General features: G+C 68.1%; 11 protein-coding genes. 4 read left to right on the top strand and 7 right to left on the bottom strand.

Annotated features, from left to right (window positions below; translation table 11 throughout):
* Position 1: 1 nt before the first annotated feature.
* From ribBA to RQI28_RS18930, 3 genes are all read right to left on the bottom strand, one after another.
* Complete coding sequence (gene ribBA / locus RQI28_RS18940) at positions 2–1,123, bottom strand: bifunctional 3,4-dihydroxy-2-butanone-4-phosphate synthase/GTP cyclohydrolase II (RefSeq protein ID WP_311224230.1); 1,122 nt, start codon at positions 1,121–1,123, stop codon at positions 2–4.
* A gap of 199 nt (positions 1,124–1,322) precedes the next feature.
* Positions 1,323–1,625, bottom strand: a complete 303-nt coding sequence (locus RQI28_RS18935; RefSeq protein WP_311224231.1) for a 2Fe-2S iron-sulfur cluster binding domain-containing protein — start codon at positions 1,623–1,625, stop codon at positions 1,323–1,325.
* Positions 1,626–1,999: 374 nt separating this feature from the next.
* Positions 2,000–2,281 carry a DUF427 domain-containing protein gene (locus RQI28_RS18930; RefSeq protein ID WP_311224232.1) on the bottom strand — a complete coding sequence of 94 codons (282 nt, stop codon included), beginning with the start codon at positions 2,279–2,281 and terminating at the stop codon, positions 2,000–2,002.
* Between the two features lie 124 nt (positions 2,282–2,405).
* Between RQI28_RS18930 and RQI28_RS18925 the strand changes: the two genes are divergently transcribed.
* The 3 genes from RQI28_RS18925 (at position 2,406) to RQI28_RS18915 (ending at position 7,390) form a co-directional block, all read left to right on the top strand.
* Positions 2,406–3,314, top strand: a complete 909-nt coding sequence (locus RQI28_RS18925; protein WP_311224233.1) for an SDR family NAD(P)-dependent oxidoreductase — start codon at positions 2,406–2,408, stop codon at positions 3,312–3,314.
* 172 nt (positions 3,315–3,486) lie between these two features.
* On the top strand, positions 3,487–5,022 hold the full coding sequence (gene gshA / locus RQI28_RS18920) for a glutamate--cysteine ligase (protein ID WP_311224234.1): 1,536 nt from the start codon (positions 3,487–3,489) through the stop codon (positions 5,020–5,022).
* 100 nt (positions 5,023–5,122) lie between these two features.
* Positions 5,123–7,390: an FUSC family protein gene (locus tag RQI28_RS18915; protein WP_311224242.1), complete on the top strand. Its 2,268-nt coding sequence runs from the start codon at positions 5,123–5,125 to the stop codon at positions 7,388–7,390.
* A 93-nt stretch (positions 7,391–7,483) separates the two neighbouring features.
* Here the strand turns inward: RQI28_RS18915 and RQI28_RS18910 are convergent, their stop codons facing one another.
* From RQI28_RS18910 to RQI28_RS18895, 4 genes are all read right to left on the bottom strand, one after another.
* Positions 7,484–9,196, bottom strand: a complete 1,713-nt coding sequence (locus RQI28_RS18910) for a thiamine pyrophosphate-binding protein (RefSeq protein ID WP_311224235.1) — start codon at positions 9,194–9,196, stop codon at positions 7,484–7,486.
* Positions 9,197–9,326: 130 nt separating this feature from the next.
* Positions 9,327–10,571 carry a GAF domain-containing sensor histidine kinase gene (locus tag RQI28_RS18905; RefSeq protein ID WP_311224236.1) on the bottom strand — a complete coding sequence of 415 codons (1,245 nt, stop codon included), beginning with the start codon at positions 10,569–10,571 and terminating at the stop codon, positions 9,327–9,329.
* 100 nt (positions 10,572–10,671) lie between these two features.
* Entirely contained in the window at positions 10,672–10,920 is a 249-nt protein-coding gene (locus RQI28_RS18900; RefSeq protein WP_311224237.1) for an oxidoreductase-like domain-containing protein, read from the bottom strand.
* A gap of 119 nt (positions 10,921–11,039) precedes the next feature.
* A complete protein-coding gene (locus RQI28_RS18895; protein ID WP_311224238.1) occupies positions 11,040–11,285 on the bottom strand; it encodes a hypothetical protein in 246 nt (81 codons plus the stop codon).
* Positions 11,286–11,376: 91 nt separating this feature from the next.
* Here RQI28_RS18895 and ylqF point away from each other — a divergent pair, with 91 nt between their 5' ends.
* Positions 11,377–12,297, top strand: coding sequence for a ribosome biogenesis GTPase YlqF (gene ylqF, locus RQI28_RS18890; RefSeq protein ID WP_311224239.1), 921 nt, complete (start codon positions 11,377–11,379; stop codon positions 12,295–12,297).
* Positions 12,298–12,553 lie beyond the last annotated feature (256 nt).

Genomic DNA, 12,553 nt, shown 5'->3' with positions numbered 1-12,553 from the left:
TTTATTCCTTGGGGATGAAGCCGGTGATTTCCAGGCCATAGCCGGCCATGCTGGGCATGCGGCGGGGTTGGCCCATGAGTTGCATCTTTTGTACGCCGCACTCGCGCAGGATCTGCGCTCCCACGCCGTAGGTGCGCAGGTCCATGCGGCCGCGCTCGGGCGCCTGGGCGGCGCGGGCCGTGCCTTCAAACTGCTCCAGCAGTTGCTGTGCCGATTCGCCGCAGTTGAGCAGCACCGCCACGCCCTTGCCCTGGGCTGCCAGGTACTGCAGGCTCGAATCGAGGCCCCAGGAATGCATGGAGCGGTTGACCTCGAGCGCGTCGAACACCGACAGCGGCTCGTGCACACGCACGGGCACCACGTCGTCGGCGCTCCATTGGCCTTTGACCAGGGCTAGGTGTACGGCCTGGCTGGGCTTGTCCCGAAAGGCGTGCGCGGTGAACTCGCCGGCGGCCGTCTGCAGCGTGCGCGTGCCTACTTTTTCTACCAGCGACTCGTTGCGGCTGCGGTATTCGATCAGGTCGGCGATGGTGCCGATCTTCAGGCCGTGCTCGGTGGCAAACACCTGCAGGTCGGGCAGGCGGGCCATGGTGCCGTCGTCTTTCATCACCTCGCAGATGACGGCAGACGGGCTGCAGCCAGCCATGGCAGCCAGGTCGCAACCGGCTTCTGTGTGGCCGGCGCGCATCAGCACGCCGCCGTCCACCGCCTGCAGCGGGAAGATGTGGCCGGGCTGCACCAGGTCGCGCGCCACGGCGTTCGGGGCGACGGCGGCCTGCACGGTGCGGGCGCGGTCGGCGGCGGAGATGCCGGTGGTCACGCCCTCGGCCGCTTCGATGGAGGCGGTGAAGGCCGTGCCCATCTTGGTGCCGTTGCGCGGCACCATGGGCGGCAGGTTCAGGCGCTCGCAGCGTTCGCGCGTCAGCGTCAGGCAGATCAGGCCACGGCCGAAGCGGGCCATGAAGTTGATGGCTTCGGGCGTGACGTGGTCTGCTGCCAGCACCAGGTCGCCTTCGTTCTCGCGGTCTTCCTCGTCCACCAGGATGACGATGCGCCCGGCGCGCATGTCCGCCACGATGTCTTCGACGGGCGAGATGGCCGCGAGCGGGAGGGGGGTGTTCATGAAAGGGCTTTCGGGTGGGCCGCCCGGCCGGGGTGCGGCGCGTGTTCCCCGATGGGCGGCGGCCGGCCTGCCAGGCAGCCGCCATAAAGAACAGGCGTCGCGGCGGGCCGCGCGGTGCGGGAGCGCTGCGCTCCCGTGAAGCGGGCGATTCTATTCCAGCGCGCCGGCTTCTGCAGGGGCAGACGAATGAGTATGGCGGTCAGATGCCTTGCGGCTCCAGCCGCAGGTCGCTCGATGGATAGGCGATGCAAGGCAGCACGCAGCCTTCGGCCTGCTCTTCGCGGGTCACGCCCGGCCATTCGATGCGGTAGTGCACTTGGCCTTCGGCCAGCATGCCGATGCAGGTGCGGCAGGTGCCGTTGCGGCAGGAACTGGGCCAGTCGATGCCGCCTTGTTCCAGCGAATGCAGCAGCGGCTGGTCGGGCCAGGCATCGCACTGCGTGCCGTCGTCGCCGACGCGGGCGATGAAGAAGGGCGGGGTGGCGGAAGCGTTGTCGGCCATGGTGTGTCGATGATTAAGAGTCAAATAAGGCTCTAGCGCTTATCCATCAAGCGCCAATAGCTATAAATAGTATAGCAATTCGACGGGTGGTTTGCTTTTTGCCCGCCGGGCGCTCAACTGCCTAAAATGAAGCAGCAAAGGGGAAGTCCTTGTGAATCAAGGATTTGGCGCTGTCATACAAAGCTTGTGCAGAGTTATCCACATGATTGTCCAGTGCAGGCAGGGATAACCAAGAGCTGGCCGCTCCGTTTGTGCCTGTTTTTTGGGCAATGGGTGGAGGCGCCTTGCAAATCAAGGACTTGCAACTGTCATACAGCAGTTAAACCGAGTTATCCACATGATTGTCCAGCGCAGCCAGGGATAACCCGAGGCGGTCATTGCGCGACTTTCACGCCCTTCCAGAACGCATAGCGGCCCTTGATCGATTCGGCTTCGGGCTTGGGGTCGGCATAGGTCCAGGCGGCGTCGGCATTGATCTCGCCATTCACCAGCAGCGACAGGTAGGTGGCCTGGCCCTTCCAGGGGCAGCTGGTCTTGTGGTTGCTGAAGGTGAAGTGTTCGCGCTTCAGGGCGCTTTCGGGAAAGTAATGGTTGCCTTCGACGAGCACGGTGTCGTCGCTTTCGGCAAGGGTGACGCCGTTCCAGGTAGCTTTCATGAGAATTCCTTCTTGCTGGGTGAACAAAACGAGAGGGTGATTTGAGTCACCCCGGGCAACCGCCGGGCCCGGGTGGCTGCCGTACAGTGCAGCGGTCATTGTCAACCCATAGGAAGTTTCATCCATGTCCCTCGACTTTCAAGGCCGCGTGGCCATCGTGACCGGTGCCGGCGGCGGGCTGGGCCGCCAGCATGCCCTGGCGCTGGCTGCGCGTGGAGCGCGCGTGCTGGTCAACGACCTGGGCGGCGCGGTGGATGGCAGCGGCGGCACGGCAACGGCGGCCCAGGCGGTAGTCGATGAAATCGTCGCCGCCGGTGGCCAGGCGCTGGCCAACGGCGCGTCTGTCACCGACTTCGCCGCCGTGGAGGCCATGGTGGCTCAGGCCATCGATGCCTGGGGCCGCGTGGATGTTCTGGTCAACAACGCAGGCATCCTGCGCGACAAATCGTTCGCCAAGATGGAGATGGACGACTTCCGCCTGGTGGTCGACGTGCACCTGATGGGCGCGGCGCACTGCTGCAAGGCGGTGTGGGCACACATGGTGGCGCAGAAGTACGGCCGCATCGTGATGACGACCTCGTCCACAGGCCTGTACGGCAACTTCGGCCAGGCCAACTACGGCGCGGCCAAGCTCGCCCAGGTCGGGCTGATGCAGACCCTGGCCATCGAAGGTGCCAAGCACGGCATTCATGTGAACGCGCTGGCACCCACCGCCGCCACCCGCATGACCGAAGGCCTGATGCCCGAAGAGGTGCTGGCCGCGCTGAAGCCCGAGGCCGTGGTGCCCGCCATGCTGGTGCTGGCGCACGAGAGCGCGCCTACCCGCACCATCCTGTGCGCCGGCGCGGGCAGCTTCGAGGCCGCGCACATCACGCTCACCCAGGGCCTTCACATCGGGCTGGCCGCCGACGCGCCCGAGCAGCTGGCCGCGCGGCTGGCCGAAGTGACCGACCGCGCGGGCGAGCAGGTGCCGGGCAGCGGCGCGGCGCAGGGCACGGCCGAGGTGGGCAAGGCGCTGGCGGCGGGGCGCTAGGCAGGCGCCTGTCTGGCGTGGGGTTGGCGTTTGCCTAGCGCATAACGCCGATCCGCACCATTCACCGGCCAGAGTGCCCCGCCCGCCGGCCAGGCTCCGGTCAAGTCGCCGGCAGAGTGGTCGCCGGCGTGCTAAGTTCCGGCCCCACAAGAGATGGATCGGCAATAAACACATGACAAAACTGCACGAGCGCATCGGCGCGCAGCCCCCCGAGCGCCTGGCAGGCATTCGCCGTGGCGTGGAAAAAGAAGGGCTGCGTGTGCTGCCGAACGGCGGACTGGCGCTCACCCCGCACCCGGCCGCGCTGGGCTCGGCGCTGACGCACCCGCTGATCACCACCGACTTCAGCGAATCGCAGATCGAGCTGATCACCGGCGCGCACCGCAGCGTGCAGGCCACGCTCGATGAGCTGACGGAGGTGCACCAGTTTGCCTACCGCGCCCTCACGCAGCAGCCCGGCGGCGGCGAAATGCTGTGGGTGTCCAGCATGCCCTGCGGCCTGCCGACGGACGAGACCATTCCGATCGCGCGCTACGGCTCGTCCAACATCGGCCGCGCCAAGAGCGTGTACCGCATGGGCCTGGGGCACCGCTACGGGCGGCGCATGCAGACCATCTCGGGTATTCACTACAACTGGTCGCTGCCGGACGTGAGCAGCGAAGACTATTTCGGCCTGATCCGCAACTTCCGCCGGCACGCTTTCTTGTTGCTGTATTTGTTTGGCGCCTCGCCCGCGCTGTGCCCATGCTTCGTGGCGGGGCGCGACCACAGCCTCCAACCGCTGGGCGACGGCCGGCAGGCGCTTTATCTGCCGCACGCCACATCGCTGCGCATGGGCCGCCTGGGCTACCAGAGCGATGCGCAGTCCACGCTGGCCGTCAGCTACAACGGACTGAAGGGCTACGCCGATTCGCTGCATGAGGCGCTGACGCGGCCCTATGCCGCCTACGAAGCCGTGGGCGTGATGAACCCGGGCGGCGAATACAACCAACTGGGCACCAGCCTGCTGCAGATCGAAAACGAGTTCTACGGCACCATCCGCCCCAAGCGCACGGTGCGCACCGGCGAGCGCCCGCTGCATGCGCTGCGCGAGCGCGGCGTCGAATACGTCGAGGTGCGGCTGATGGACCTGGACCCGTTCGAGCCGGTGGGCATCACCGAGCAGACCATGCGCCTGCTGGACGTCTTCCTGCTGCACTGCCTGCTGACCGACAGCCCACCCGATACACCCGCGGAAATCGCCGAGCTGCAGCACAACCAGCACCTGGCGGCCGAGCGCGGGCGCGAGCCGGGCTTGCAGCTGATGCGTGGCGGGCGCAGCGTGGCGCTGTCCGACTGGGGTGCCGAGCTGCTGGCCGACTGCCAGCCTCTGGCCGCCGCGCTAGACGCGGCCCAGCACACGGACGCGCACAGCCAGGCACTACTGGCCGCGCAGGCCACGCTGGCCGAGCCGCAACGGACGCCATCGGCCCGCGTGCTGGCTGAACTGACCCAGCGCCACGGCGACAACTTCACGGCCTTTGCGCTGAACCAGTCCGCCGCCACGCGCGACCACCTGCTGGGCTTGGCTTGGTCGGCCGAGCAGCAAGAGCGCCACGCCGCGCTGGCCGCGCGTTCGGTCGCCGAGCAAAAAGCGCTTGAAGCTGCCGACACGCTGCCGTTCGAAGCCTGGCGCGAGCAGTACATGGCGGTGGATCAGCTGGGCTGATTGCTCGGCCCCAGGGCGCGGGGGGCCTTCCCGGGTCGGGGCAGCCCGCTTGTGCCCCTGCACTGCCCGCTTCACACTGACGACCGTGAATTCCTCCCTGATGAACCCGCGCGCCGCGCTCGCCATCCGCCTGCGTGCCGCGCTGCGCGTGGCTCTCAGCCACTATGTGGCCAACGGCATCGGCGTCGCCATCGGGCTGATGCTGATTTCTGCCGGCGTGCACGTGTTCTTCGGCGCTGCGGCGGCATCGGCCGCTTCGGTGGGCGTGATCGTCACCGCACCGCCCGACCTGCCGGGCCCGCGCCGTGGCAAGTTCTGGCAGATGCTGCCGGCGCCCTTGCTGGGCCTGCCGCTTTTCTTCGGCGTCCAGATGCTGCAGGACGACCCGCTGGAGCTGGGCCTGCTCATCGTGCCGGCCGCCTTCATCGCCTTTTTGGCGATGGCCTGGGGCAAGCGGGGCGTGCCGGTCGCCATCGCCCTCATCTTCTCGGCCGTGTTCAGCATGGCCGTGCCCACGCATGAAGGGCGCAACGCGCTGGACGCCGCGCTGCGCACCACGGCGTACTTCGGCCTGGGCGCCGGGCTGTACGTGGTCTACGCCGTGCTGGCGCACCTGGCGCTCAACGGCCGCTACCGCGTGCAACTGCTGGCCGACACCTTGCTGGCGCTGGCCGAGCTGATGCGCGTGCAGGCGCGGCGATTCGGCCGGGCCGATGCCGAGGAGGCGTCAGGCGACGCCGCACCGCTGCCGCCCGACCCCGCGCTCACGGGCCAATTGCTGGCGCGCCATGCGGCATTGGCCGACCAGCTGCAGTCGGCGCGCGACGTGGTGCTCGAATCGCCCCGCACGCCGCGCCGCCAGCGGCTGGCCGGCATGCTGCTGCTGGTGCTGGAGATGCGCGACCACCTGCTGGCCTGCGAGCTGGACCTGGACACGCTGCGCGCCCAGCCCGGCCATGCGCACGGGCTGCGCGCCCTGCAGGCGGTGCTGCGCGACATGGCGGGCGACATCGAGCAACTGGCCGATGCCCTGCTGATGGGCCGCATGCCCTTGCCCGTGCAAGACCGCCGCGCCCAACTGGCCGGCCTGCACTGGACGCCTGAGGGCAGCGACGACGCTGCGGCTGCCGCATCTTTCGCCGCCTGGGCCGGCCCCGGCCCGTCGCCCCAGCTGCTGGCGCGCGCACTGGCCGACCGCACCGGCCACATCAACGACGAAACGCTGCGGCTGGTGGCACTGGCGCGGGGCGAAGCGGCGCCCAACCTGGCCGTGGTGCGGGCCAACTGGCAGATGTTCGTCAGCCCCACGGCCTGGTCGTGGTCGCCCTTCATGGCCTTGTGGCGCTGGGACGCACCGCCGCTGCGCCACGCCCTGCGCGCCGCGCTGGCCATGGGCGCGGGCTACGCGGTGTCGCTCGCGCTGCCCTGGGGCACGCATGCGTACTGGATCTTGCTGACCATCGTGGTGGTGCTGCGCGGCAGCCTGGCGCAGACGCTGGAGCGCCGCAATGCGCGGGTGGCGGGCACGCTGCTGGGCTGCGTGTTGGCGCTGGCCGTGTTGTCCACGCACCTGTCGCCGCTGGGGCTGATTGCGGTGCTGACGCTGGCACAGGCCGTGGCGCACGGCTTTGCAGTGCGGCGCTATCTGATCACCGCCGTGGCCGCCACCGTGCTGGGGCTGGTGCAGTCGCACATGCTCAACACCGGCGTCAGCACGTCGTTCGCGCTGTTCGAACGGCTGGCCGACACCTTGATCGGCACCGGCATTGCCTGGGCCTGCAGCTACGTGCTGCCGTCGTGGGAGCGCGGGCAGATTCCGGCGCTGGTGGCGCGCACGGTGGCCGCGCAGGCCCGCCATGCGCGCGTGGCGCTGGGGCTGGGCCAACTGCAGGCGGTAGATAACGCCCCTGAATTGGCCTGGCGGCTGGCGCGGCGCGAGGCGTACGACAGCCTCTCCGCGCTGGTGCAGGCCACGCAGCGCTCGCTCAGGGAGCCGCGCGCCGTGCGCCCGCCGGTCGAATCGCTTCAGCGGCTGCAGGCGCATTGCTACCAGTTGCTGGCGCAGCTGACCGCCGTGAAGACTATGCTGCTGCTGCGCCGGGGCCAGCTGCAGGCCAGCCGCATAGAGGCGCCGCTGGCCGAGGCCGCCGACCGCATCGACGGCATTCTGTTGTCAGCTTTGCCGGCGGGCGATGCGCAGACCGGGCCCGCCAACCCGGAGGCCGCGCCGGGCCCCGAGCCCTTGCCCGACCCGTTCGAGAACGACCTGAACCCGTGGCTGCTGCGCCGCCTGAAACTGGCTGCGCTGCTGGCCGGCCAGGTCAGAAACGAAGCCGAAGTGGCCCGCCAGACTGCGCCAACGCCGTAGTCGTCGCCATCGCCTTCAAACGGGTTTGCTATTAAATTAATAGCTGTTAGCGCTTGATGGATAAGCGCTAGAGGCCATTTTGACTATGAATTGCTACGCCGAAGTGCCGCGTGCCAGCGCCGCGCTGCGAATGCCCGCCAGCGTGCCGCCGGGCGTGATCGCTTCCGCATCCAGCAGGCAGTGCAGCACGCAGGGCAGGCCGCTGGCGCGCGCCCGGGCCAGGGCGGGGGCGAAGTCTTCCGTGCGCTCCACGCGCTCGCCATGCCCGCCGAAGGCCTGGGCGTAGGCCTTGAAGTCGGGGTTCTTCAGGTGCGTGGCGCTGACGCGGCCCGGGTATTCGCGCTCCTGGTGCATGCGGATGGTGCCGTACATGGCGTTGTCCAGCAGCACCACGATGACGGGCAGGCCGTACTGCACGGCGGTGGCGAACTCCTGCCCGTGCATCAGAAAGTCGCCGTCGCCCGAGAACACCACCACCTCGCGCTCGGGCCACAGCCGCTTGGCGCCCACGCCCGCCGGCAGGCCGTAGCCCATCGAGCCGCTGGTGGGGGCGAGCTGGCTGGCGTAGGCCGTGAACGGCCAGAAGCGGTGCACCCAGGTGGCGAAGTTGCCCGCACCGTTGCAGAAGATGGTGTCGGCCGGCAGCACGTCTTTCAGGTGCTGCATGACTTCGCCCATCTGTAGCGGGCCTGGAATGCGGATAGGCGCCGGGTCGCTCCAGGCCAGGTATTCGGCACGCGCCGCCTCGGTGTGCGCGGCCCAGCGCACGGCGGCCGTTGGGCGCACCGTGGCCAGCGCGGCGGCAAAGGCCTGCGGCGTGGCGTGAATGGCCTGTGTGGCGCGGTACAGGCGGCCCATTTCGTCGGCGTCGGCATGCACATGCACCAGCGGCTGCTGCGGCACGGGAATGTCGAACAGCGCATAGCCCTGAGACGGGATCTCGGACAGCCGGCCGCCTACCAGCAGCACCAGGTCGCTGGCGCGGATGCGGGCCAGCAGCTTCGGGTTGACGCCCAGGCCCAGGTCGCCGCCATAGCTGGCGTGGCTGTGCGGGAACAGCATCTGCCGGCGGAAGGAGCAATAGGCAGGCAGGCTCCACGCCTCGGCAAACGCGATGAAGTCCTGCACGGCACGTTCGGACCAGCGGCTGCCGCCCAGGATGGCGACCGGGCGCTCGGCGGCGGCCAGGCGCTCGGCCAGTTCCTGCAGCGCTGCGGTGCCGGGGTGCGTTTCGGGCACGGTATAAGGCAATGCGTCGGCCACCTGCACGGCGTCGGTCAGCATGTCTTCAGGCAGCGCGATCACCACCGGGCCGGGCCGCCCGGACGTAGCGACGTGGAAGGCGCGCGAGACCATCTCGGGCAAGCGGCGTGCGTCATCGATCTGCACCACCCACTTGGCCATGGTGCCGAAGACGGCGGGGTAGTCCAGCTCCTGGAAGGCCTCGCGCCCCAGCGCGCCGCGCGCCACCTGGCCCACGAAGATGATGAGCGGGGTGGAGTCCTGATGCGCGATGTGGATGCCGGCGGACGCATTCGTCACGCCCGGCCCGCGTGTCACGAAGCAGATGCCGGGCTGGCCGGTGAGTTTGCCCTGCGCCTCGGCCATCATGGCCGCGCCGCCTTCCTGGCGGCAGACGGTGACGGCGATGCTGGCGTCGTGCAGGGCATCGAGCACGGCCAGATAGCTTTCACCGGGCACGCAGAAAAGCTGCCGCACGCCGTGCAGGATGAGTTGGTCGACAAGCACCTGGCCGCCCGTGCGGGCGGTGGCAGAAGAAGACGATGAGGAGGCAGTGGGTTGCATGAATGGCGAATGAGGAAGTGGAGCAATTGAGCGAGCCGCCACTATGTCGCACCCACGCCTGTCAGGCAAAGTGGTGGAACCACCGGGTACGGCCGCCGTTGCCGCCGCCGCACCTGCCACCGCTGGGCCGTCAGGCGCAGGGCAGGGTGATGGTCACCGACGTGCCCATGCCGGGGAGGCTTTCCATGCGCACCTGGCCGCGGTTGGCTTCTACCAGTGACTTCACGATGCCCAGACCGAGCCCCACGCCGTCCTTGCGGGCTTTGGCCGCTTCGCTTTGCCAGCCAGCGTCGAAGGCGCGGGCGACTTCTTCCGCGCTCATGCCCACGCCGTTGTCGGTGACCGTCATCTCGACCGAAGACCCCTGGCGGGCGGCCGTCACGCGGATGGCGCTGCCGGTGGGTGAATACTTGAGCGAATTGCCGATGAGGTTGCCCAGCACCCGCACCAGTTGTCCGTAATCGACCCGCACCACCGCATCGGGCAGCGGCCCCAGCGTGAGGGCGATGGCAAATTTTTCGGCGATGGGCGCCATCATGTCCACGGCATCGCCGGCCAGCGTGTCGATCGTCACCGGCTGCACGCTCGACTGAAAATCGGTCGCCTTCAGCAGCCCGTCGACCATGGTCGCCATCATGCCGACGGCCGACAGCATGCGGGTGGTGACCGCCTCGTTGCGTTGATCGCCGCTGCGCTGCAGCAGCTTTGCGCTCAGTTGCAGCACCTGCAGCGGCGTGCGCAAGTCGTGCGCCACCACCGCCAGCACGCGTTCGCGCGACAGCGCCTGGACACGCGCCGTGACGGCGGCTTGCTGGGCCGACGCCAGCGCGGCGCGCAGGTCCAGCTCGCGGGCGGCGGACGCTGCCAGCTGGCGAATGGTTTCGAGCTCGTCGGCGGTCCAATCCCGCGGCACGGTGTCGACCACGCAGAAGCTGCCGATGTTCTCGCCCGCCGATTTGAGCGGCACGCCGACGTAGGCACGCACGCCCAGGGTCTGCACGGTGGGCACCGCGCTCCAGACCGGGCTGGCGAGGGTGTCGTTGATGACCAGCGCGTCGTCGCGGTCCAGCGTGAAGTGGCAGAAGGTGGGCCCTTCCAGCTGCCGCGCCTGAGCCAGCGGGTCGGGGAAGCCGCTCTGGCTTTTGTAGAAATCGCGGCCCTCGTCCAACACCGAGATGAAGCACACCGCCGCGTTCAACAGGCGCGCCGTGGTCGTGGTGAGGCTGTCGAATCCTGCCTCCTGGGGCGAATCCAGCAAGCCGGTGGCCCGAACGGCATCCAGCCGTGAAGAAGACGCTCGCGCCTGGGCGAGTGTTTCTGAATCAGGGGTGGAAGGCGCGACCGACTCCGCAGGTCGATCGTCAGGGAAGTGCATGCCTGGAGAATACCGCGTTTGTAAGAAACGTCTGACAAACGTGCGAAGCCGGTGTGTGTTAGCAACGCCTTTGGGCTGCCACTTTTGGCCAACGCCGTTGTCACGGCGGGGTGGATGTCGTTATTTGATTCCTACCCGCGGGCTGCGCCAGGGTCTGCTGTGCGTCCTCACACCACCACGCCGCAGCGGCGTAGAAGCCTTCCCATACGCAACCGTTGCAACCGCGGCCGCAGCAGGTGGTGGGCTCGGGGGGCGGCGAACGCAGCGCGATCCCGGCGGTGGCCAGGCGCTGCTGCAGCATGGCAAAGCGGGCGCGCACGCCGGGCAGATCGGGAGGGAAAGCGTCCATGGCGCGATGGAGGGGCAGGCAGGCTGGCTGGATTCGTGGCCCCAAGCAAGGGGGGGTCGCACCGCGATTCGCTGGAATGCAGCCTTTCCTCGCTGATGCTTGTTTTTCTTTTTACGTACTTAGTAACGGCGACGGCCACCGTAGCGGCGCATGCCGTAGCGCACCAGGAAAGCGCAGCCCAGCACCAGCGCGAACCAGCCGACCAGGTAGGCCTGGCGCATCATTTCGCCCACGCTGGACGAGCGCGCCACGTAGGGTGCCAGCAGCACGACGAGGCCGATGAGCGCGCAGGTCACGCCCTTGAACAGCAGCTCGGATTCTTCCTTCTTGCTGGGGCGATGGACGGGGGGGGAAGGCAGGGGCATTCAGGCAGTACCAGGTTGGGGGTCAAGTCGCGATTATCCTTGGCGCGCCAGAATTCCCCTTTGCACCCCGCGAAAGAAAGAAGAAACGTCCATGGCCATCCAGTGGTTCCCCGGTCACATGCATTCCACGCGCAAGGCCATTGCCGAGCGCATCAAGGACATCGACGTGGTGATCGAGTTGCTGGATGCGCGCCTGCCCGGCTCCAGCGCCAACCCGCTGCTGTCCGAATTGACCGGCCACAAGCCGTCGCTGAAGGTGCTCAACAAGCAGGACGTGGCCGACCCGGCCCGCACGCCGCTATGGCTCGATTGGTACAACGCGCAGGCCGAGACCCGCGCCATCGGCCTGGATGCGTCCGAGCCCACCCCCGCGCGCCGCCTGATCGACGCCTGCCATGTGCTGGCCCCGCAGCGCGGCGGCATGGCCAAGCCCATGCGCGTGCTGATCTGCGGCATTCCGAACGTGGGCAAGTCCACGCTGATCAACACGCTGAGCGACCGGCGCCGCGCCAAGACGGGCGACGAGGCCGGTGTCACCAGGCTGGAGCAGCGCATCACCCTGGCGGACGACTTTTACCTGTGGGACACCCCCGGCATGCTGTGGCCGCGCATCACCATCCCCGAGAGCGGCTACAAGCTGGCGGCCAGCGGAGCGGTGGGCAAGAACGCCTATGACGAGGAAGAGGTGACGCTGGAACTGCTGGCGTACCTCAAGCACCCTTACGCCCACTTGCTGGATGCCCGCTATCGGCTGGGCTTGAGCGCTGAAGCGATTGCGGCGCTGCACGACGATGAGTTGCTGGAGGCGATTGCGCGCAAGCGGGGGGCGGTGATGTCTGGCGGGCGGGTGAATCTGCAGAAGGGGGCGGAGCTGGTGCTGACGGATTTGCGCAGTGCGGTGTTGGGGAGGGTGACGCTGGAGACGCCGGATGAGTTTGAGGGGTGGAGGGCGGCGGGGGAGGTGAAGGAGGCGGAGAGGGCGGCTAAGAAGGCGGCTCGTAAGGGGCGGTGATCTTTTTTTTGGGTTCTTTTTAGGGCTTGTTGAGGGTTTGCGGTCCGGGGCCGGGATGTGCGCCCGGCGGCGCACCTACTTTCTTTTGCTTCGCCAAAAGAAAGTAGGCAAAGAAAAGGCGACCCGACTGTCTGCGACCCCTTTCGCCTGCGGCGAGCGGGGCAACCTGAGTCGTGCAGGGCGCGGGGTGCGCCGCGGAACTCACTGCGCGCTTTCGCGCTTCGTTCAAACAGCCGCGGCGAGTCAGAGTTGAAGC

Source organism: Acidovorax sp. WCS2018Noco2-16 (assembly GCF_031843945.1).
GTDB lineage: Bacteria > Pseudomonadota > Gammaproteobacteria > Burkholderiales > Burkholderiaceae_C > Paracidovorax.
Note: the sequence above shows the minus strand (reverse complement) of the source record. Positions and strands in the feature narration are given on the sequence as shown.